The 20,619-nt window shown below is 68.8% G+C and carries 24 protein-coding genes; 6 read left to right on the forward strand and 18 right to left on the reverse strand.

The genetic code is table 11. The features are described from left to right. Positions 1-21: 21 nt before the first annotated feature. Positions 22-1,200 (forward strand): mandelate racemase/muconate lactonizing enzyme family protein, encoded by a 1,179-nt coding sequence (locus QE374_RS08545; RefSeq protein WP_309733956.1) that lies wholly within the window; start codon positions 22-24, stop codon positions 1,198-1,200. 9 nt (positions 1,201-1,209) lie between these two features. Then, positions 1,210-1,974 (forward strand): FCD domain-containing protein, encoded by a 765-nt coding sequence (locus QE374_RS08550; protein ID WP_309733957.1) that lies wholly within the window; start codon positions 1,210-1,212, stop codon positions 1,972-1,974. Between the two features lie 54 nt (positions 1,975-2,028). Here QE374_RS08550 and QE374_RS08555 read toward each other — a convergent pair whose 3' ends face one another. The 9 genes from QE374_RS08555 to QE374_RS08595 all read right to left on the reverse strand — a co-directional run bounded on the left by QE374_RS08555 (position 2,029) and on the right by QE374_RS08595 (position 10,095). Next, the gene (locus QE374_RS08555; protein ID WP_309733959.1) at positions 2,029-2,373 is read right to left on the reverse strand and encodes an L-rhamnose mutarotase; all 345 of its coding nucleotides are present in this window, start codon (positions 2,371-2,373) and stop codon (positions 2,029-2,031) included. Continuing rightward, complete coding sequence (locus tag QE374_RS08560) at positions 2,370-3,287, reverse strand: carbohydrate ABC transporter permease (RefSeq protein ID WP_309733962.1); 918 nt, start codon at positions 3,285-3,287, stop codon at positions 2,370-2,372. Before QE374_RS08560 ends, QE374_RS08555 begins: the two co-directional genes overlap by 4 nt. Next, on the reverse strand, positions 3,274-4,263 hold the full coding sequence (locus tag QE374_RS08565; RefSeq protein ID WP_309733964.1) for a sugar ABC transporter permease: 990 nt from the start codon (positions 4,261-4,263) through the stop codon (positions 3,274-3,276). The genes QE374_RS08560 and QE374_RS08565 overlap by 14 nt, the downstream gene beginning before the upstream one ends. Before the next feature lie 16 nt (positions 4,264-4,279). Next, positions 4,280-5,644, reverse strand: a complete 1,365-nt coding sequence (locus QE374_RS08570; protein ID WP_309733967.1) for an ABC transporter substrate-binding protein — start codon at positions 5,642-5,644, stop codon at positions 4,280-4,282. A gap of 182 nt (positions 5,645-5,826) precedes the next feature. Next, positions 5,827-6,720 (reverse strand): ROK family protein, encoded by an 894-nt coding sequence (locus QE374_RS08575; protein WP_309733969.1) that lies wholly within the window; start codon positions 6,718-6,720, stop codon positions 5,827-5,829. Then, complete coding sequence (locus QE374_RS08580) at positions 6,717-7,004, reverse strand: hypothetical protein (protein ID WP_309733970.1); 288 nt, start codon at positions 7,002-7,004, stop codon at positions 6,717-6,719. The genes QE374_RS08575 and QE374_RS08580 overlap by 4 nt, the downstream gene beginning before the upstream one ends. Positions 7,005-7,059: 55 nt before the next feature. Continuing rightward, entirely contained in the window at positions 7,060-8,100 is a 1,041-nt protein-coding gene (locus tag QE374_RS08585) for an aldo/keto reductase (RefSeq protein ID WP_309733972.1), read from the reverse strand. A 168-nt stretch (positions 8,101-8,268) separates the two neighbouring features. Continuing rightward, positions 8,269-9,105: an alpha/beta hydrolase gene (locus QE374_RS08590; RefSeq protein ID WP_309733974.1), complete on the reverse strand. Its 837-nt coding sequence runs from the start codon at positions 9,103-9,105 to the stop codon at positions 8,269-8,271. A 165-nt stretch (positions 9,106-9,270) separates the two neighbouring features. Next, complete coding sequence (locus QE374_RS08595; protein ID WP_309733976.1) at positions 9,271-10,095, reverse strand: ribokinase; 825 nt, start codon at positions 10,093-10,095, stop codon at positions 9,271-9,273. 109 nt (positions 10,096-10,204) lie between these two features. Between QE374_RS08595 and QE374_RS08600 the strand changes: the two genes are divergently transcribed. After that, the gene (locus QE374_RS08600; RefSeq protein WP_309733978.1) at positions 10,205-11,158 is read left to right on the forward strand and encodes a nucleoside hydrolase; all 954 of its coding nucleotides are present in this window, start codon (positions 10,205-10,207) and stop codon (positions 11,156-11,158) included. A gap of 4 nt (positions 11,159-11,162) precedes the next feature. On the opposite strand, the gene QE374_RS08605 is transcribed toward QE374_RS08600, so the two are convergent. The 3 genes from QE374_RS08605 to QE374_RS08615 are packed head-to-tail and all read right to left on the reverse strand — an operon-like array spanning position 11,163 to position 13,283. Beyond that, positions 11,163-12,035, reverse strand: a complete 873-nt coding sequence (locus tag QE374_RS08605) for an EamA family transporter (protein WP_309733979.1) — start codon at positions 12,033-12,035, stop codon at positions 11,163-11,165. After that, positions 12,032-12,493 carry a hypothetical protein gene (locus QE374_RS08610; protein WP_309733981.1) on the reverse strand — a complete coding sequence of 154 codons (462 nt, stop codon included), beginning with the start codon at positions 12,491-12,493 and terminating at the stop codon, positions 12,032-12,034. Before QE374_RS08610 ends, QE374_RS08605 begins: the two co-directional genes overlap by 4 nt. A 1-nt stretch (position 12,494) precedes the next feature. Continuing rightward, positions 12,495-13,283 carry a serine hydrolase domain-containing protein gene (locus QE374_RS08615; protein WP_309733983.1) on the reverse strand — a complete coding sequence of 263 codons (789 nt, stop codon included), beginning with the start codon at positions 13,281-13,283 and terminating at the stop codon, positions 12,495-12,497. A 76-nt stretch (positions 13,284-13,359) separates the two neighbouring features. Here QE374_RS08615 and QE374_RS08620 point away from each other — a divergent pair, with 76 nt between their 5' ends. Both QE374_RS08620 and QE374_RS08625 read left to right on the forward strand, forming a co-directional pair. Further along, positions 13,360-13,668: a DUF2470 domain-containing protein gene (locus QE374_RS08620; RefSeq protein ID WP_309733984.1), complete on the forward strand. Its 309-nt coding sequence runs from the start codon at positions 13,360-13,362 to the stop codon at positions 13,666-13,668. A 66-nt stretch (positions 13,669-13,734) separates the two neighbouring features. Further along, positions 13,735-14,388, forward strand: coding sequence for a biliverdin-producing heme oxygenase (locus QE374_RS08625; RefSeq protein WP_309733986.1), 654 nt, complete (start codon positions 13,735-13,737; stop codon positions 14,386-14,388). Positions 14,389-14,596: 208 nt separating this feature from the next. Here QE374_RS08625 and QE374_RS08630 read toward each other — a convergent pair whose 3' ends face one another. Further along, entirely contained in the window at positions 14,597-15,943 is a 1,347-nt protein-coding gene (locus QE374_RS08630) for an ATP-dependent RecD-like DNA helicase (protein WP_307321021.1), read from the reverse strand. 86 nt (positions 15,944-16,029) lie between these two features. Between QE374_RS08630 and QE374_RS08635 the strand changes: the two genes are divergently transcribed. After that, entirely contained in the window at positions 16,030-17,094 is a 1,065-nt protein-coding gene (locus tag QE374_RS08635) for a hypothetical protein (protein WP_309733990.1), read from the forward strand. Position 17,095: 1 nt separating this feature from the next. On the opposite strand, the gene QE374_RS08640 is transcribed toward QE374_RS08635, so the two are convergent. The 5 genes from QE374_RS08640 to rpmB form a co-directional block, all read right to left on the reverse strand. Continuing rightward, the gene (locus QE374_RS08640) at positions 17,096-19,129 is read right to left on the reverse strand and encodes a cytochrome c oxidase assembly protein (RefSeq protein ID WP_309733992.1); all 2,034 of its coding nucleotides are present in this window, start codon (positions 19,127-19,129) and stop codon (positions 17,096-17,098) included. A 93-nt stretch (positions 19,130-19,222) separates the two neighbouring features. After that, a complete protein-coding gene (locus tag QE374_RS08645) occupies positions 19,223-19,510 on the reverse strand; it encodes an HU family DNA-binding protein (RefSeq protein ID WP_137418589.1) in 288 nt (95 codons plus the stop codon). A gap of 258 nt (positions 19,511-19,768) precedes the next feature. Continuing rightward, positions 19,769-20,074: a 30S ribosomal protein S14 gene (gene rpsN, locus QE374_RS08650; protein ID WP_137418588.1), complete on the reverse strand. Its 306-nt coding sequence runs from the start codon at positions 20,072-20,074 to the stop codon at positions 19,769-19,771. Between the two features lie 3 nt (positions 20,075-20,077). Further along, positions 20,078-20,248, reverse strand: coding sequence for a 50S ribosomal protein L33 (gene rpmG / locus QE374_RS08655; RefSeq protein ID WP_005051772.1), 171 nt, complete (start codon positions 20,246-20,248; stop codon positions 20,078-20,080). Next, positions 20,248-20,484: a 50S ribosomal protein L28 gene (gene rpmB, locus QE374_RS08660; protein WP_137418587.1), complete on the reverse strand. Its 237-nt coding sequence runs from the start codon at positions 20,482-20,484 to the stop codon at positions 20,248-20,250. Before rpmB ends, rpmG begins: the two co-directional genes overlap by 1 nt. Between the last annotated feature and the right edge of the window lie 135 nt (positions 20,485-20,619).

A 20,619-nucleotide genomic window follows, 5' to 3' on the forward strand; every position in this document is an offset into this window, starting at 1 on the left:
CCCAGAAGTGTCAAGGACGATATGAAAATCACGGGCTACCGCACGATTCGCACCCACCGAGATTGGGGGCGGCCCGTCGGCGACGTCAACGGCTACATCGCCTCCGGGATCACCGAGGTGTCCATCGTCGTCGTCGAGACGGATGAGGGCGTCGACGGCGTGGCCCTCGGATCCGACCACGACATCGAGCGCATCTTCCCCGCGCTGGAAGGGCAGGACCCCCGGGGTGTGTCGGCGCTGTACGACCGGATGCTGGCCCACGTGTTCAAAGCGGGCCACAACGGTGCCACCTTCGGCGGGATCGCGACCCTCGACGCGGCACTGTGGGACATCAAAGCGAAGCTCGTCGGAGAACCTCTCTGGCGGCTGCTGGGCGCGAGCGACCGCTTCGTGCCAGGCTATGCGTCGGGTCTCGACATCGCCTTGACCGACGAGCAGCTCGCCCACTTCTACTCCGTCATGGCCGAGCACGGTTTCGCCAGCGGAAAGCTCAAGGGCGGCCGCGATCTGGAAGCCGACCTGCGCCGGCTCCGCATCATCCGCGACACCCTGGCTCCCAACTCGTCGCACCCCACCCTCATGCTCGACGCCAACGAGTCCTGGAACCTCAAGCAGGCCGTGCGGTACGTCACCGCCGTCGAGCAGGAGCTGGATCTCGCCTGGATCGAGGAGCCACTGCGCCGCTGGGACGCGCACGGTCACGCCCGCCTGTCCCAGTCGGTCAAAGCCGCCGTGGCGACGGGTGAGAACCTCACCGGTCTCGAGCAGTTCCGAAGCCTCTTCGACCTAGGCTCCGTGGACGTCGTCCAGGCAGGCGCCGTCTGGGGAGTGACCCACTTCCTGCGCCTGGCCTACGCCGCGCACGCGCGAGACCTCCCGATCAGCCCGGTGGGCCTGACCAGCAACCCCGCCGTGGCGCACGCCGCGGCCGCCATCCCGAACCACCTGACCGCTGAGGTGCAGGATCTCGGCGCACCCTTCGGCGTCGACGTCGACGAGGAGTACGCCGACGGCGGCATCGTCCTCGGCGATCGTCCCGGAGCGGGGCTCTCCATCGACGAGGCGGCGATCCGCTCGGTGCAACACGAGGGCGACTGGCTGCAGGCCGCAGGTCCCCATGTGCGTCCGGCACGCGCAGGACTGACCCTCGATAGGGAGCTGTCCGCGAGCAGCCCCGCATTCGCGCCCCGCGGCGCCTAGAATGTTGCGATGAATGATCTTCGCGCGAACGGCACTCCGGCGCGCGTCTTCGATCGGGGCCCCGCGCGTACTCCAGTGTCACGCCTGGGTGTCGCCGTGGTCCACGACCTCGTCACCGCCATCATCACCGGCGAGATCGCCGAAGGCGCCATGCTCCCGATCGAAACGGAACTGAGCGCACACTTCGGTGTGAGCCGCACCGTCATCCGCGAGTCGATCAAGCGCATCGAGGAGAAGGGGCTGGTCGCCGTCGTCCAGGGCAGCGGCACCACCGTGCGCACGCGCGAGTCGTGGAACGTGCTCGACCCTGTCGTGCTGCAGGTGATGCTCGAGAACGACGCGTCCCTGGGCGTGCTCGACGACCTCGCCATCGTCCGCGGCTCGCTCGAGGGTGCGATGGCGGCCGCCACGGCCGCACGTCGGACCGACGACGAGCTGGCAGAGCTCCGCGGCGCCTTCGAGCGCATGGAGCACACGATCGACCGCGAGGACGAGTACAACGACGCCGACATGCTGTTCCACCTCGCAGTGATGCACCAGTCGCACATCCCGCTCGCCGAGAGCATCACGCGCACGCTTTACTCGCGGGCGCGCGAATCGGCGCGCTTCACCACAAACCCTTCGAAGGATGTGTTCCAGCAGACCCTCGAAGAGCATCGCCGTGTGCTCGAGGCGATCGAGGCGGGGGATGCGGCGGCCGCCGAGTCGGCGATGCGCGCCCACATCCTCGACGCGTGGCAGCGCCGGCGACAGCCGACGACTCGTCAGCCCTGAGACGGCGCAGCGACGACGAGGGCGGGGCGCCCCCCAGAAGCCCCGCGCCCGTCGTCAGTCCTGGTGCCAGACCTCTGCGAAGTGCTCCCAGTTCGGGGAGGTCGATCCTTCGCGGAAGGGCAGCTGGCACGGTGCGGTGTACGACCACCACTTCTGCGTGACGGGGTCTTCGGCCATGAGCGCCTGGTCGGCCTCGTAGTCGTCGCCCACGTACTCGTAGTAGCCGATGATCACGTCGTCGAGCACGAAGATCGTGAAGTTCCGGATGCCGCACTGTGTGATGGTCGCCTCCACCTGCGGCCAGACCTCGGCGTGCAGGGCGAGGTACTCCTCGCGCTTGGCGGGCGCGAGACGCGCGGCCATCCCGAACCGGCGCACACCTCGATCGTCGGTGCTCATTCCTTCGTCCCTCCGGCCGTCATCCCGCTCACGAGGAAGCGTTGCGAGAACAGGAAGATGACAAGCACCGGCGCAACCGACACGAGTGTCGCAAGGGCCAGCACCGGCAGGGAGATCGTGATCGACGCCCCGCTCGTCGGGTTGAACAGGGGCACGTTCGACAGAAGCTCCGCCAGACCCACCTGGATCGGCGACTTGCGCCCCGGTGCCATCACGAACGGCAGGAAGTAGTTGTTCCAGTTGCCGACGAGGTTGAAGAAGCCCACCAGCGCGATCACGGGCGTCGCCAACGGCATCGCGATGCGCGCGAACACGCGCCATTCCCCCGCGCCGTCGATGCGCCCCGCATCCAGGAGGTCCTTCGACACGCTGGTGGAGAAGTAGATGTAGGTGAGGTACACGCCGAACGGGAAGAACGAGAACGGCAGGATCACCGCGAGCGGGTTGCCGACGAGCTTCACCGCCGACATCTCCAGGAAGACGGGCAGCACCAGGGCGGTGCTCGGAATGAGCATCACGATCAGCGTGACGATGAGGAGCGTCTTGCGCAGCTTGAACTCGGTGAGCGCCAGGGCATAGCCGGCGGGGATCGTCACGATGAGCGTGACGATCAGCGCGACGCCCGTGTACAGCACCGAGTTGCCGATCCACGTCCACACGATGCCGTTCTGGAACTGCATGAGATCGTTCCAGTTGGCGGCGAGCGTGTCGAAGCCGCCGAAGCTGAACGGGCCGTCCACCAGGAGCTCCCTGGGCGTCTTCGTCGGCGCCAGCAGCAGCCAGACGATCGGCACCACGAAGAACAGCACGAAGAAGATCAGGACGACGGCGACGAGCGCCTTGGCCATCCACCGCGCCGGCGAGATCGCGGAGCGCGCTCGGCGCACGCCCGGGTTGAGGCTAGTCGCGCTCAAAGAGTCCTCCTCGGAAGACGAAGACCGCCGACAGTGCGCCCGCGACGAGCAGCAGCAGGAGGGAGATCGCGGCCGAGCCGTTGAAATCGCCCTGGCGGAACGCGTACAGGTACGCGAGCTGGTTGATGGAGTAGTCCGGGGGCACGACGCCCTTCGACGCCTGCGAAAGCACACGGGGCTCGACGAAGAGCTGGGTACCGGCCGCCAACGACATGATCGCCATGTAGGAGATCCACTTGCGCAGCAGCGGGATCTGGATGTGGATGGCGGTCTTGACCGGACCTGCGCCGTCGATGCGCGCGGCTTCGAGCACGTCCGCCGAGATGTTGTTCAACGCGCCGTACATGATCACGATCCATCCACCCGCGCCGGTCCAGAACGCGATGATCGTGAAGATGATCGGCAGGTTGTCGACGGAGACCGTCTGCACGAAGTTCTCGAACCCGAACCAGCGCAGCACGAACGCGACCGGGCTGACGGTGGGGTCGAGGAGGAAGAGCCACAGCATGACGCTCGAGGCACCGGCGAGCGCCCCGGGGATGTAGTAGACGAAGCGGTAGCTGCTAGAGAGCCAGCGACGTCCGACCCCGTGCACCAGCAGCGCCAGCAGCACGACGAACACGAGCAGCGAGATCAGATAGAAGACCAGGTAGATACCGACGTGCATGACGGCCGGGAGGAACCGGTAGTCGGCGAAGACCTTCACGAAGTTCTCGACACCGGCGAAGGCGCCGTCCTTGGTGAAAGAGAGATAGACCGCGTAGAGCGTCGGGAAGATGCCGAACGCCAGCAGCAGAACGGTGTAGCCGGAGACGAACACGTAGCCGATACGACTCTGCGAGTGATCGGGCCGGCGACGGACGGGGGAACGGGGCTCCCGCCGCCGCCCCGCCTCGGAAGAGGCGGAAGCGGCGACGGGAGCGGTGACCGAGGTGACGATGATGTCTTCCTTTGCTCGCGGCGGATGCGGCGGCATCCGCGTGGAACGGGAACTACTTGACGGTGTAGCCCTGCACCTGCGCCTGGTTCTGGTACTCCTTCTGGAGCGCATCCACCAGGTCGGACTGGCTCTTGCCGGCGGCGATACCCGGGACCACGATCGAGGCGTAGGCCGTCTCAGCGCTGAACGACGGGTAGCCCCAACCGTTCCACACGCTACTGGCCGCGGTGGACAGAGCGGAGGTGAAGTCGCCCACGTAGTAGCCGGAGCTCGACTGCTCGGCGAGCCACGCATCCGCGGCCGACTGGTAGGCCGGAAGGCCGGCGGCGAGCTTCACGGCGTCGTCGGAACTCGTGACGTACTCGAGGAACTTCGCCACGGCGGCGAGGTTCTTGGAGTGGCTCGAGCCGTACCAGACACCACCGCCGACGTTGCCGGTCACCTTGTCCGATCCGTCCCAGTAGAGGGGAGCTGCCGCGCCGATGGTGCCCGTGGCGGCGTTGAGGCTGTCCTTGTTCTGGAACAGAGCGCCGGAGTACCAGGCCGGGCCGGGCATGCCGAGCACCTTGTCGCTGTACTTCTGCACGAAGTCGGCGCCGAAGACGCTGTCGTTGACGAGCGTCTTGTTCGCGAGCATGTGATCGATGAGCTTGGTGGCCTTCTCGGAGTTCGGGTCGGAGAAGTTGCTCGTGAAGGTGTCGCCGTCGACCTGGAAGATCGGCGCCTCGGAACCCCAGTAGTAGATGTAGGGACCCTGGAACGAGTCGCCCACCGAGCCGAGGATGTAGCCGGGGTGCTCGGCCGCGACCTTGTCGCTGAGCGCCTGGTAGTCCTCCCACGTCTTCGGGATCTCGTAGCCGAACTGCTTCATCAGGGCGTCGTTGTACCAGTAGACGACGGGAGCGAGGTCGTTGCGCACGCCGTAGACGTTGCCGTCGACCGTCATCGGGTCGTTGGCGCCCTTGGTGAACCCGCTGAGGAAGTCGTCGGAGAGAAGACCCTTGTTCAGAACGGCCGCGAAGGGCTGACCGCCGTTGTTGGACTTGCTCGCCCACGAGGTGTCGTTCTGCTGCGTCGAGAAGACGACGTCGGGCCAGCCGGAGTCGGACTGGTCGAAGAGCGCGATCTTCGTCTTGAACGAGTCGCTTCCACCGGAGTTGCCGTCGTACGTCTCGATGTTGACGGTGAGATCGGGGTTCGCGGCCTTGAACGCGTTGGCGATCGGTTCGCGGGAGGAGTCGACCCACACGGTGATGGGGGCACTCGCGTCCTGTTCGGCGGCGTCGAAGCCGTACTCGGACCCGCCTCCGCCATCGGTTCCGCCGGAGCAGGCGGTCAGTGCCGCGACGGCGGCGAATCCCACGGTCAGGGCGAGGGAGCGGGTCAGGAGACGAGAGCGTCGGTGCTGTGAAGCCATTGCGCGTCCTTTTCTGGTCGGCGTCTTTGACGACAGGGCCGTCGGGCGACGGCGGGAGCTAGTACATCATACATCTCACCTAATCGCAATGAACGAGGTGTGACCGTGAGAAACACGCGGTCCGCGCACGCGAGAACGCCCCACCGCATGAGGTGGGGCGTTCTCGCGACGAGTGCCGGGCCTCAGCCGGCGGCGGCCTGCTCGGCGAGCAGCAGCGAACCGTAGAGGCCCGCCTCGCCGTCGAGCTGGGTGCGGGCGATGGCGAGCTCCCGCGACGAGCCCCGCGCGCCTTCGGGACCCACGCGCACGGCGGCGGCTTCCTGCAGAGCCTCGATCAACCCCGGTGTCTTGAGCACGCCGCCACCGAACACGATCAGTTCGATGCCGAGAGTGAAGTACAGCGTCGCGGCGAGCTGGGCGAGGTAGAACGCAGTGATCTCGTTGCTCTTCGCGCGGGCGGCCGCATCCAGCTCCTGGGTGTCGACGCCGTTGCGTGCACGGACGGCAGGACCCGCCGCGACGCCCTCGAGACAGTCGCCGTGGAAGCGGCAGATACCGGCGAAGGTGTCATCGGGGTGCCGTGCGACGGGAAGGTGAGCGATCTCGGGCCACCCCGTGCCCACCAGCACGCGGCCGCCCGCGATGAGCCCGGCACCCACTCCGGTGCCGACGGTGACGTAGGCGACATCGCTCGCGCCCTGTGCGGCACCCCACTGCAGCTCGCCGAGAGCGGCGCCCGTGACGTCAGTCGTGATGCGGGCGGGAGCGCCGGCGGCAGCAGCCCGGATGCGGCCCAGCACGTCGACGCCGTCCCACCCCGCCTTCGGGGTGGAGGTGATGGATCCGTAGGTCGGCGAGGCGGGGTCGAGGTCGAGCGGACCGAAGGCCGCGATCCCGACACCGGCGATCTCGTCATCGAGCGACCGGATGAAGTCGCCGACCGCCGCGAGCGTGACATCTGGCGCACCCGTCGCCACGGAACTCCGGCTGACGATGCGGCGAGGGTCGCCCTCCGGTGCCGCCGCGCAGACGATCTTCGTGCCGCCGGTCTCGATGCCGACGAGCACTCGACTCACGCCTCGACCTCGTCGCGGGGCACGATCCCGCCGAACACCGAGTTGTTGCGCATGGCGCGGCTCTCGTCGTCGTCACCGAGCAGCGCCCGCCGCAGGCCGTCGACGTCATGCGTGCGCAGCAGCGCGTTCCACCGCTCGACAGCGGCGCGTGCTCCGCCCTCAGCGGTCTCGCGCTTGCGCGGCACGTTCTGCAACGCCCGGGTGATCACATAGATCGGCTCGGTCTCGAGCAACTCGGCGATCCGCCGGTGCTGAGCCAGCTTCTTCTGGTCGTTTCGCGACATTCCTGCCTCCGCGTCCCATCCTGCCGCGGGCGAGGCGCCCGCGGGTGAACCCGCGTCAGTTGACCGAGCCGCCGACGGGCGCGGCGAACTCATCGAGGGCGGCGACGACCTCGGGCGACAGCTCTGCCTTGCTCGCGGCGATGGCGTCATCGATCTGACCCGGACGCGAGGCGCCGATGATCGCGGTGGTCACGACCTCGTCGCGCAGCACCCACGCGATCGCGAGCTGCGGGATCGACAGACCCGCATCCCGAGCAACGGCATCGATACCCCGGATGCGGCGCAGGTAGTCGTCGGTGAGCGCGCTGCTGTTGAGGAAGTGACTGTCGGCGGCGCGCGAGTCGGCCGGGACGGTGCCGTCGAGGTACTTCGCGGTCAGCAGCCCCTGGGCCAGCGGCGAGAAGACGGCACTGCCGACCCGCAGCTCCCGCAGGGCGGGGAACAGCTCCGCCTCGGGGGTGCGGTCGAACAGCGAGTAACGGGGCTGGTGCACGAGCAGGCGCACGCCCTCGGCGGCGAGCAGCGCGTGCGCGCGACGCGTGAGCTCTGCCGGGTAGTTGGAGATGCCGACGTACAGCGCCTTGCCGCTGCGCACGATGTCGACGAGCGCCTGCATCGTCTCTTCGAGGGGCGTGTCGGGGTCGACGCGGTGGGAGTAGAACACGTCGACGTAGTCGGTGCGCATCCGCGTGAGACTCTGCTCGAGCGAACGCATCAGATACTTGCGTGACCCGCCATCACCGTACGGCCCCGGCCACATGTCGTAGCCGGCCTTCGTCGTGAGGAACAGCTCGTCGCGGTAGCGGCGCAGGTCGCTCTCGAGCACGGTGCCGAACGTCGTCTCGGCGGCGCCGTAGGGCGGGCCGTAGTTGTTCGCGAGATCGATGTGAACGACGCCGCGGTCTACCGCGTGGAGGAGGATCTCACGCTGTGTCTCGATCGAGCGGCCTCGGCCGAAGTTCTGCCACAGCCCCAGCGAGACACGGGGCAGACGCACCCCGCTGGCGCCGGCTCGCGCGAACGGCACATCGTCGTAGCGGGTCGCCTTCGCGATGTACGGCGAGAGCAGGCGGGGGTCATCGGCGGCGATGGGCATGACAATCCTTCGGGAGGGAAAGGGGTGCAGTTCGCAAGCCTGCCACACCCGGACGACACCCGGCCCGCCGCCGGCACGTTTCGTCTCGCGGCTGCGCCGCTCGCTCAACGACCGGGGACCAGTCCGGCCGTTGAGCGAGCGAAGCGAGACGAAACGTCGTTCAGCAGATCACTGCTGGATGAAGGCCAGGATGTCGGGGTTGATCACATCGGCGTGCGTGGTCAGCATGCCGTGCGGGTAGCCCTCGTAGATCTTCAGCGTGGAGTTCTGCAGGAGCTCGTGCTGCTTGAGGGCCGCATCCTTGTACGGGACGACCTGGTCGTCATCGCCCTGGATGACGAACACGGGAACCGTGATGGCCTTCAGGTCCTCGGTCTGGTCGGTCTCGGAGAACGCCTTGATGCCCAGGTAGTGGGCGAGCGCGCTGCCGGTCATGCCCTGACGCCACCAGTTGTCGATCACGGGCTGCGAGGGGGTGACGCCCTCGCGGTTGAAGCCGTAGAAAGGCCCGGATGCGACGGCCTCGAAGAACTCCGCACGGTTGGCGGCGAGCGCCTCACGGAAGCCGTCGAACACCGAGATCGGCGTGCCTTCGGGGTTCGCCTCGGTCTGCACCATGAGCGGCGGCACGGACGACACGAGCACCGCCTTGGTGACGCGTCCCTGGGGCTCGCCGTACTTCGCCACGTAGCGGGCCACCTGGCCGCCACCCGTCGAGTGGCCGATGTGGATCGCATCGTGCAGGTCGAGGTGCTCGACGACGGCGTTCACGTCGCTCGCGTAGTGGTCCATGTCGTGGCCGGTGCCGATCTGCGAGGAACGGCCGTGGCCGCGGCGGTCGGTCGCGATGACGCGGAAGCCCTTGCTGAGGAAGAACAGCATCTGGGCGTCCCAGTCGTCCGACGAGAGGGGCCAGCCGTGGTGGAACACGATGGGCTGGGCGTCGGTGCTGCCCCAGTCCTTGAAGTAGATCTCTGCGCCGTCTTCGGTGGTCACGTAAGCCATGGGAAGCCTCCAGGGGTGTCTTGTTTCGCAGTCGTTGAGGGGAGCGCTCTCGAGCCGCAGGGCCGAGGGTGCGTTCACGATAGCTCCGGGCCTCGCGCCCGGTGCTTCGACATCTGTCCAGACAATTCCCACGGGTCCGCCCGGCTCCGCGCACCTCGGGAGGTGTCAGCAGTAGGTCTCGAGGCGGCGCAGAGGCGGCTGCGCACCCTCGTAAGTGACCGCATCCGCGCCGACCGCGCAGGCGGCGGTGAGGGCCGCGACGTCGTCCCATCCGGCGTGCAACGCCAAGGTCAGTGCCGCGCAGAACGCGTCGCCCGCTCCGACGGAGTTGATCGCGGCGACCCGCGGGGCACTCACCCGTGCGACCTCGCGGCCGCCCTCTCGCAGCGCGGCACCGTCGGAGCCGTAGGTGACCGCCACACGGCGGGCGGCGGCGAGCGCCGGCAGCAGTTCGTACTCGGTCTCGTTCACGATCACGAGGTCCGCGCGCTCGAGGATGGCCTGCGGCACCTCGCGTGCGGGCGCCGCGTTCAGGGCGAGGAAGCCGGGCACCTCGGCCAGCGCCGCGATCGCGGACACCGGGATCTCCTGCTGCGCCAGCACGGCTTCGTGCGCCTGGAACCCCACGCCGTCGAGTCGCACGGTGTCGTTCGCGCCCGGGCACACGACGATCTGATTCTCACCGGCCTGGTCGACGATGATCAGTGCGGTGCCGGTCGGATCGTCGCCGAGCCACACATCGCTCGTGTCGACGCCCGCCTCCCGCAGGTTCTGCAGCATCGCGTGCCCGTCGGTGTCGTCGCCGACGGCGCCGACCATGCGCACGCTGGCGCCCAGACGCGCCGCGGCCACCGCCTGGTTGGCCCCCTTGCCGCCGGGGTCGCGCCGCAACCATCCGCCGAGGACGGTCTCTCCGGCGCCGGGCAGCCGATCGGTGGTGGCCGTCAGATCGACGTTGATGCTACCGACGACGCAGAGGGGACCGAGCATCCCCCCATTCCACCACGCACCGAGGCCCCGGATGCGGCGCCTGGGCGCAGGAGGAGATATAACCGAACAGGCGGACGAGGGGGTCGCGCCGCGACCACCGAGGAGAACGATGACCGAGCCCACCCCCGTCTATCTGGACTGCGACACCGGCGTGGACGACGCCGTCGCGCTGGCGTACCTGCTGGCCTCTCCGGCGATCGAGCTCGTCGGAGTCGGCACCGTGAGCGGCAACATCTCCGCCGCCGAGGCCACGCGCAACACACTCGACCTGCTCGCCCTCGCCGGCCGTGACGACATCCCCGTGGCGCAGGGCGCGCACGACCACCTCGACCATCCCTACGGGGGCGGGGCGCAGTGGGTGCACGGCGAGAACGGCATCGGCGGCGTCGAGCTGCCGCGAAGCCAGCGGGAGGCCGAGTCCCGCACCGCCGTCGAGCTGCTCATCGACCTGTCCCACACATACGCCGGGCGCCTGCACGTGCTGACGATCGGGCCGATGACGAACCTCGCGCACGCCCTCGAGGCCGACCCCACCCTTCCCGAGCGCGTCGCCGCGGTGACCACCATGGGCGGCGCGGCCCTCGCGCCCGGCAACATCACGGCGGCCGCCGAGGCGAACGTCTACAACGACCCGCAGGCGGCGGCCGCCCTCCTCGCCGCCGACTGGGACGTCACGCTCGTGCCCCTGGACGCGACCATGGAGCACACCATGAGCGAGCAACAGCGCGAGCGGCTCGCCGCCGACGAGCGCCCGTTCGTCTCGGCGATCGGACGGATCCTCGATCACTACTTCGACTTCTACCGCGACACCTACGGGCACCGCACGTGCGCGCTGCACGACCCGCTCGCGGCCGCGATCGTGGGCGGCGTCACGCCGTCACGCGCACCCCGTGTGCCAGTGACGGTCGACGTCACCGACGGACCCGGACGCGGTCAGACGATCGCCGACCTCCGCGGCCAGCGCGTGGCGATGCGCGACCACGACGGCGTGCGCACGCGCATCGTGCTCGACGTCGACGCGGATGTGGCCGACCACCTGATCGGCACGATCCTCGCGGGCTGAGCGCTCAGGCGACCGGTTCGTCCTGGCGCCGGGCGCGCGGCGCCATGAGCACCGCACCGATGCTCGCGGCGATCACCAGGGCGATGCCCGCGACCTCGAGCACGCTCAGGTGCTGCCCGAGGAGGAGAAAGCCGGCGATCGACGCCGTCGCCGGTCCGAGGCTCATGAGGATCGCGAACGTGGATGCGGCCAGTCGCCGCAACGCCGACAGCTCCAGCGCGTAGGGGATCGTCGAGGACAGCACGGCCACCCCGGCCCCCAGCGCCAGCAGGTCGGGGCGCAGCAGCGCACCACCCGCATCCACGATGCCGAAGGGCAGGGAGAGCACGGCTCCCACGGCCATGGCCAATGCGAGGCCGTCGAGGCGGACGAACTCGCGTCCGACGCGCGCCGAGGCGAGGATGTACAGCGCCCAGCTCGCGGCGGCTCCCAGCGCGAAGACCACGCCGAGCGCATCGAGGCGGTCCCATCCGCCCCCGCCGAGCGCGACGACGCCCAGGAACGCGAGCCCCGCCCAGAGCCACGCGGAGGCCCGACGCGCGGCGATGATCGACAGCGTCAGCGGCCCGAGCACCTCGATCGTCACGGTGACGCCGAGCGGCAGGCGCTCGAGAGCGAGGTAGAACAGCCCGTTCATCAGCGCCAATACCAGCCCGAACCGGACGACCGCGAGCCACGCCGCCCGCGAGTGCCCCCGCAGGCTCGGCCGCGCGATGAGCAGCAGCACGATCGCCGCGAAGACGAGCCGCAGCATGACCATGCCGAGGGGTCCGACCTCGTCGAACAGCAGGACGGCGAGCGAGGCGCCGACCTCCTGACAGGCGAGGCCGACCAGGACGAGGGCGACAGCGGAGGTGGATCCGGAGCGAGCGGTCACGAAGCGGGCAGCGGGCACACGGCCGCAGCGGCGATCGCATCGTGATACTGCTGCGCGGTCCAGGGCAGACCCGCATCCGGAGCGCTCTGGCCACTGGCCGCGGGCGCCTTGGAAGCGATGGATGCGAGCTCCCACGCCAGGTACGCGCCCACCCAGTCGGTGGCCGCCGAGTTGTTGAGCACGACCGAGACGGTCATGCCCGTGGTGGGGTCGGCGAAGGATGCGGTGATGTATCCCGGCACCGATCCGAACTGTCCGATGAGCGAACCGGCCTGGAAGGCGCCGCCCGTGGCCGTGAGCCACGACGGCTGGTCGGAGGACACGAGCATCGGCGAGGCGAAGCGCTCCTCGCCGCCGAACGATCCTGCCGCGAGGGCCTGCGTGTACCGCCCGACATCGGCGATCGTGGAGACGACTCCCGCGTTCGTGAACCCGAAGCTGGACGACATCGTGGTCATGTCACGCGGCTCGGCGCAGTTCAGGGCGCCATCGGGGCCCGGCTGCGACAGCAGACCCGGTCAGCGAAGGCTGTCCCGGCTTCGCGGCCGTGCTCCCGGGCAGGCTGGTGCGGGTCAGACCCAGCGGCGCGAACACGTGCTCGTCGAGCAGGGCCGAGGCGCTCTCGGAGCCGGCGTTCTCGAGGGCGAGTCCGAGCAGCACGTACCCCGTGTCGGAGTCGTGCCACGCGGCGCCCGCCGTGGCCGGGTCGAACCCGGTGATGCCGTAAGCGGCGAGCTCCGCGGCATTCCACTGGCGTGCGGGCAGGCCGATCGCGTCGTCCTGCAGCACGGCACCGTACGAACCGAGACCGCTCGTTCCGTCGCACAGCATCCCGAGGGTCACGCCGCTGAGGCCCGCGACACTCGGGACGTATGTGCGCACCTCGTCGTCGAGCGAGACCTTGCCCGCATCCACCATCTCGTAAAGGACGTCGCAGATCATCGGACGGGTGAGATCGCCCACCCGGAACACGTCGTCGACCGAGGCCTCGCCGACACCGGCCACCCACGATCCACTCCACGGCGCCCAGACTCCGACGATCGCGCCGGTCGAACCGGTCGCGGCCATCGCGAAGTCCACCGCGGATTCGAGCTGCGTCTGCGTGTCTGCCGGGAAGGCGCCCTCCACCTGCGTGGGAACGTCGATCTCGATGCTCTTGGCCTGCGTGCAGCCCGCGAGCGCGAGAACGATGGCGGCTGCGCCGGCGATCGCGGCGGCAGCGCGTTTGAAGCCGGAACTGATCGGCATTTCACCCCCGCGGTCGTGCTCCAGCATTCAAACACACCCACATCACAAGACCATCACGGCTCTTAGGCTGTGCTGCATGACGCACGTTTTCGACGACGAGACACTGGCCGGTGTCCTCGGGCACATGAACTCCGACCACTCCGACGACAACATGCTCTTCGCGCGCGCCTTCGGTCCGCATCCAGCGCCCGTGGGCGCACGCATGGTCGGATTCGACGGCGACGGCGGGGACTGGGTCATCACGGCGGCCGGGGGCTCGAGCATCGACATGCGGCTGACGTGGCCCGGAGGTCCCATCACCCAGCGCGCCGAGGTGCGGCGCGAGATCGTCGCGCTGTATGACGCCGCGTGCGCCGAACTGGGCATCGAGCCGCGTCCTCACTGACCGCATCCGAGATCCTGGACGAAATGACGATTTAGGTTCTGCTTACCTGAAGGTATAGTGGGCCGCATGAGCGAGCCGATCCCGTTCTCCGCAGCCCTCCGCGAGCGTTCCAGTGGTGCCCACTCGGGCAGCGAGGGCGCCGGATTCATGTCCGACCTCATCAAGGGCGAGGGCACGCGCGACGATTACATCGCGCTCGTCGCGCAGCACTGGTTCATCTACGAGGCGCTGGAGTCCGCCGCCGAGCGGATGCGGCGCGACCCGGTCGCGGCGGTGTTCATCAGCGAGCGGCTGACCCGTCTGCCCGCTCTCGCCGCCGATCTCGAGTACCTCGTCGGTGCCGATTGGCGTGAGCGCATCGAACCGCTGCCGACCACGCGCCGCTACGTCGACCGCATCAACCAGGTCGGCGCGACGTGGCCGGGCGGATTCGTCGCCCACCACTACACCCGCTACCTCGGCGACCTCTCGGGCGGGCTGTTCATCGGCAAGCTCATGCAGCGGCGGTTCGGCTTCGACACCAACGGCATCGGGTTCTACATCTTCGCGGACATCGCCGACCCGAAGGAGTTCAAGGAGCACTACCGCGTGCAGCTCGACGCCGCCCCCTGGGACGAGGCCGAGAAGGAGCGCGTGATCGACGAGGTGCTGCTGGCCTACCGGTTCAACACCGAGCTGTTCGAGGACCTCGCCCGCGCGAAGGCCGAAGCCGCCGCCTGACCCCGCGCGCCGCGTCCGTGGGCGGGCTCGTGTCGGGGTACCCAACGCGGTGCGAACCCTTGCTGTGCCCGAGTTGCGTCGCATATGCGCAACTGCGACGCAACTCGGGCAAGGAGAGCCGCCCCTCGGGCACCGAGAACCCCGCGCCTCAGGCACCGAGAACCCGCCCAAGGGCCGAGACCCCGCGGCGGGACCGGAGCGGATGCGGTCAGGCGCGGGCGCGGGACATGAACCGCTGCACGTCGGCGTCCACGCGGATGTCGGAGGGCCGGAGCGGCCGCGACAGGTACAGGCCGTCGAGCGAGGTGAGCCGCGACAGCGCGACATAGGTCTGTCCGGGTGCGAAGGCGCCCGCCCCGAGGTCGACGATGGCGCGGTCGTACGTCTTGCCCTGCGACTTGTGGATCGTGACCGCCCATGCCAATCGCAGTGGGAACTGCGTGAACTCGGCCACGACCTCCCGGCTGAGCGAGCGGGATGCGGCGTCGTACGCGTAACGGAAACGTTCCCAGACCGCGGGCTCGACGTCGTAGTCCCGGCCGTCGATCTCGACCCGGACGATGCTGCCGGCGATCTTGACCACCGTGCCGATGGTGCCGTTCACCCAGCGCGGGCCGTCGCCGTAGGACTGGGTGTCGTTGCGCAGGAACATGACCTGCGCACCCACCTTCAGCTGCAGCTCCTGCTCGGCGGGGAACGCGGCCTCTCCCCGCCCGAAGTCGCCGCTGACCTCGGCGCGCGCCGTCTGCACGCGACCGGCGAGGGCGTCCAGGTGGCGCCGGTTGATCGCGTTGACGCGGTCGTTGCGGGTCGCGAGCGTGATGATGGGCTCGTCCGCGGAGAACTCCGGGGGCGTGCGGGCGCCCGTGTCGTTGAGGATCTTCGCCATGTCCGCGGTGACCTGACCGTAGCGCACCGCGTTCAACAGGGCCTTGAACCCCGGATCCGACTGCCGATGGATCTCGCGCAGCTCGGCGACGTGGAGGTCGGCGCCGTACCGCCCCATGTCCATGAGGCCGTCTCCGCTCGACTCCCCTGCCCACACGTGCGCGTCGAAGAACCAGAACGAGTGGTAGTGATCGCGCACATAGCGCAGCTCGTCGCCCCGCGGCGGCACGGGTGCCAGCTGGTACGGATCGCCGAACATGACCATCTGCACGCCGCCGAACGGCTCGGCGCGTCGGCCACGGGCCTGGCGCAGCGCCCGGTCGATGGCATCCATGAGGTCCGCGTTGACCATCGAGATCTCATCGATCACGAGCGTGTCGATCGCGTTGAGGAGCTTGCGGGTCGCATCCGACTGGTCGAGTTCGCTGTTCGCGATGAGGCCGATGGGCAGCCGGAACAACGAGTGGATCGTCTGTCCCTCGACGTTGAGCGCGGCGACGCCCGTCGGCGCGCACACGGCGATCTGCTTCGACGTGTTCCAGGCCAGGTGCTGCAGCAGCGTCGACTTGCCGGTGCCGGCACGGCCGGTGACGAAAACGTGCTCCCGCGTGTCCTCGATGAGCCGGAACAGCGCCTGCTGCTCGGCGGACAGGGCGGGGGTGCTCACCGATCCATGCTAGGCGCCATGCGGCCGCGTGACGCCCGAGGGCGACTCCCCGCGCTTTCGCGGGGACCCTTTCCTAGACTTGCCCCGTGAGCCGTTTGAGACGATCCCGGCGCCGTGGCGCGCGCCTGGCGTTCGATCTCACGACCCTCAGCCTCGTCGGCGCCCTCCTGATCGCGGCTCTGGGCGCCGCAACGGCGGCCCTGTACCAGGAGTTCTACAGCCCCTCCGCCTTCGTGCAGCGCTATCTGAGCATGCTCGAATCCGGCCGCGCCGCCGACGCTCTGGCCCTGCCCGGCGTCTCGCTCGATTCGTCAGAGCTGACGGATGCGGGACTGCCCGCATCCGCATCCGACGCACTTCTACGCAGCGCCGCACTCAGCTCCCTCACCGACGCCCGCGTTATGTCCGAGCAGACCGACGGCGCCGACACGGTCGTGACGGCCAGCTACGTCGCCGGCGGACACGACGGGACCACCACGTTCCGCGTCCGCAGCAACGGGACGCTGGGCATCATCCCGACGTGGCGGTTCAGCCAGAGCCCCCTCGCCGTCATGAACCTCATGGTCCTCGGCTCATCCACCTTCGACGTCAACGGGTTCCGCGTCGACCGTCGCCAGGTCTCCCCCGACGGCGTCGACGCCGACCCCGTCGCACCCGTGTCGCTGCTGGTCTTCTCGCCGAACCTCTATTCGGTGACGGTCGACAGTGCGCTCTCGACCTCCGAAGGGGTCGCCGTTCTCGCGGACGCACCGATGGTCGACGTGCCCGTCACGGTGCAGACCAAGCCGACGGACGAGTTCGTGAAGGTTGTGCAGCAGCGGGTCGAGGAGTTCCTCACGGCCTGCACCACGCAGCAGGTGCTGCAGCCGACGGGCTGCCCGTTCGGCTTCGTCGTGCGCAACCGCGTCGAGAAGCTCCCGACCTGGTCGATCACCGAGCAGCCCACCGTCGAGGTCCTTCCCAACGGTGCCGGATGGGTCATCCCCGATGCGGATGCGGTGGCCCACATCGATCTCGAGGTGCGCTCCCTGGCCGACGGTTCGCTGCGCGAGGTGTCGGAGGATGTGCCGTTCGTGGTGAACGGCACGATCGACATCCTCCCGGACGGCACCGCGTCGATCCGTATCGGCGGTTACGACCCCGGGCTCTGAGTCAGCCCTGACCGCGACGCGCGTCGCGGGCGGCGATGGCCGCCAGGCGCGCGTTGTACTCCTCGAGCTCCGCGTCGCCGGTGCGATCGGCCTGACGGTCGTTCGAGCGCTGCAGGCGCTCGTCGCTGCGGCTCCACTGGATCGCGACGGTGATGCCGAGGATCAGGGACGGGATCTCTCCGACGCCCCAGGCGACGCCGCCGCCGACGTACTGGTCCTCCAGCGGTGTCACGCCCCACGTCCGACCCATCGCGCCGAACCACTCGGCGGCGAACAGGCCCGTCTGCATCATGATCGCCACGCCGAAGAAGGCGTGCATCGCGATCACGACCACGAGGGTGAGCAGCCGGAAGGGGTAGGGGAAGCGCAACGGCACCGGGTCGATGCCGATGAGGGAGAGCACGAACAGGTAGCCGGTGATCAGGAAGTGCGTCACCATCCAGATGTGTCCGAGGTGGTCGTAGAGCGACCACCGGAACAGGTCCGTGTAGTAGAAGATCCACAGCGACGCCACGAAGTTGAGTGCGGTGAAGATCGGATGCGTGACGACCTTCGCGAAGGGCGTGTGCACCGCCCACAGGATCCACTCCCGGCCGCCGCGCGTGCCGTCGTCGCGCTTGCGGATGGCGCGCAGTGCGAGCGTGACCGGTGAGCCGGGCACGAGCAGCAGCGGGATCGCCATCGTGAGCAGCATGTGACCGACCATGTGCACACTGAACAGGTACTCCTGGTATGCGTTCACCGCGCCCGAGGTCACCCACAGCAGCAGCAGCATGCCGGCGACCCACATGATCGTGCGATAGAGCGGCCAGCGGTCGCCGCGGCGATGCAGGCGCCACACGCCGGCGAGGTACAGGAAGATCCCGAAGGCCACGACGAACAGCCACAGCAGGTCGATGTTCCACGCCGTGATCCACCGCAGCGGCGTGAGCTCCGGCGGCACGGGAGCGTCGGTGAGGAACTCGGCGGGGGTGCGTGCGACCGGCGGCTGCTGGTCCGTGGGCGGGGGCGTGCGCGCGAGAGCGGCGGCGGCCCCGCTGGCGATGCCCATGAGGGCCAGCTCCACACCGATGAGGGTCCAGAACCGCCGGGCGCTCGCGTTCTCGTTCATCCGCGAGATGAGCCGCAGCCGGTACCAGGCGCCGAGCAGGCCGAGACCGATGAGGGCCAAGACCTTGACCGCGAGGATGCCGCCGTAGGGGCTCAGCAGGGCGGGCAGCGCCTCGACGCTGACCCAGGCGCGGACGGAGCCCGAGACCGCGACGACGATGAAGGCGACGAGGGCGATGCTGGAGTAGCGCCGCAGCAGGGCGATCTGACCCGAGCGCGCCACGACGGGCCGGATCACGACCAGCAGCACGAGGCCTCCCAGCCAGACGGCCGCGGCCAGGATGTGCAGCACGAGCGAGGTGACCGCGACGCTGTGGTTCGCCAGCTCTCCGGAGTGGCCCTGCGTGCCCATCGGCACGAGGGAGGCGAGCGCCAGCATGGCGACGAGCAGAGTCGGGGTCCACGCACGCACCGCGAAGGTCAGCACCGTGAGCACGGCGCCGGCGACCGTGGTGATGAGCCAGGTCCGGCCGAGCTCGACCTCGACGAGGAAGCGGCCGAGTTGCTGTCCGAACACCGCATCCGCGCTCGGGGCCGCATTGAAGACGTTGACGAAGGTGAAGAACCCGGTGACGGCGGCCGCGACGGTGAACACCGCGGCGCCGATGGATGCGGTGTCCAGCGCGATCTCGAAGGCACGGTCCTCGGGCCGCAGGCCGAACAGCGCGAGCACGAGAGAGCCGACCATGGTCGCCGCCGCGAGGTTCAGCACGAGGGTGGCGATGGGAAGGCCCCAGCGGACGACGGGTCCGGCGTCGGCGATGACCAGAGGCGCCGCGCCTCCGCCGTAGGCCAGGGCGACGATGAGTGCCACGAGGGCGGTGACTCCCAGGATGACAGGGCCCGCGACGCGCAGCGTGGTCGCCGAGACCCCTCCCGGGCCGCCCGATCGGGGGCCGGCGGCGCGGGCAGAGGCGGTCGTCATCACTGCTCCAGCCTAGGCGCGCTGCGCTGTCAGCTCGCTCAGACGACGAAAAGGGGGGAGCCTCACGGCTCCCCCCTCACAGACGGTCGTCGACTACTTGACGGCAGCCTTCAGCTTCGAACCGGCGGTCACCTTGACGCGCTTGCCGGCGGGGATGGCGATCTCGGCGCCGGTCTGCGGGTTGCGGCCGGTGCGAGCGGAGGTCTCGACCTGCTCGAACGCGATCCAACCGGGGATGGAGACCTTGGTGCCCTTGGCGACGGCCTCGGAGACCGTGGAGAAGAGGGAGTCGAGCACGCTCGACACGGTGGACTGGCTCTGTCCCGTGGCGCTGGCGATGCTCGCGACGAGCTCGGTCTTGGTGATGGACTTGTCGGCCATGTGGGTTGTCCTCCAGGCGGCGGTGCGCCGCTTTCTTGACTTCGGTCCGGGGCTCGGCCCCGGTTGGTCGGATCGACCGAGCACGAATATACCCACGAACCCCGTGATTCCGCGGATTTTGGGCGTGAACCGCCCACATCCGACGGCGTGTCTCACCCGAAATCACCCAAAAGGGTCGGAATCGGCCCGACGAGGCGACCGAGAACGACGAAGGCCCGGAACCTCAAGGGTTCCGGGCCTTCGTGCGGATGCGGGTGCTTACCAGCTGGACTTGGTCACACCGGGCAGCTCGCCACGGTGGGCCATGTCGCGGAAGCGCACACGCGAGATGCCGAACTTCGACAGCACACCGCGGGGGCGGCCGTCGATGACGTCACGCGAACGCAGGCGCACGGGCGACGCGTTGCGCGGCAGCTTCTGCAGGCCGACACGGGCGGCCTCGCGCTGCTCGTCGGTGGACTCGGGCGAGACGAGCGCCTTCTTCAGCTCGGCGCGCTTGGCGGCGTAGCGGTCGACGACCTCCTGGCGCTGCTTGTTGCGCGCGATCTTGCTCTTCTTAGCCATGGATCAGCGCTCCTCTCGGAATTCGACGTGCTTGCGGATGACCGGGTCGTACTTCTTGAGCACGATGCGGTCGGGGTTGTTGCGACGGTTCTTGCGCGTCACGTAGGTGTAGCCCGTGCCGGCGGTCGAACGCAGCTTGATGATCGGACGGACGTCCTGAGCCTTCTTCGCCATTAGAGCTTCACACCCTTCGCGATGAGGTCCTTGACGACGGACTCGATGCCGCGTGCGTCGATGACCTTGATGCCCTTCGCCGAGACGTTGAGCTTGACGTTACGGCCCAGCGAGGGCACGTAGTACGTCTTCTTCTGCACGTTCGGGTCGAAGCGGCGCTTCGTCCGGCGGTGCGAGTGCGAGATGTTGTGACCGAAGCCGGGAACCGCTCCAGTCACCTGGCACACTGCTGCCATGGTGATGTCTCCTTCTGTACCGTGACGCCGGACGGCGCCACCCAAGATCCCTTGTCTGCGCCCACGATCGACCCGGCCGTTTCCGACCCGGAAGAGGATGTGGACACGAACTGCGCGCAGGAGTGCGCACAGACA

Source organism: Microbacterium sp. SORGH_AS_0428, from assembly GCF_031453615.1.
Taxonomy (GTDB): Bacteria; Actinomycetota; Actinomycetes; order Actinomycetales; family Microbacteriaceae; genus Microbacterium.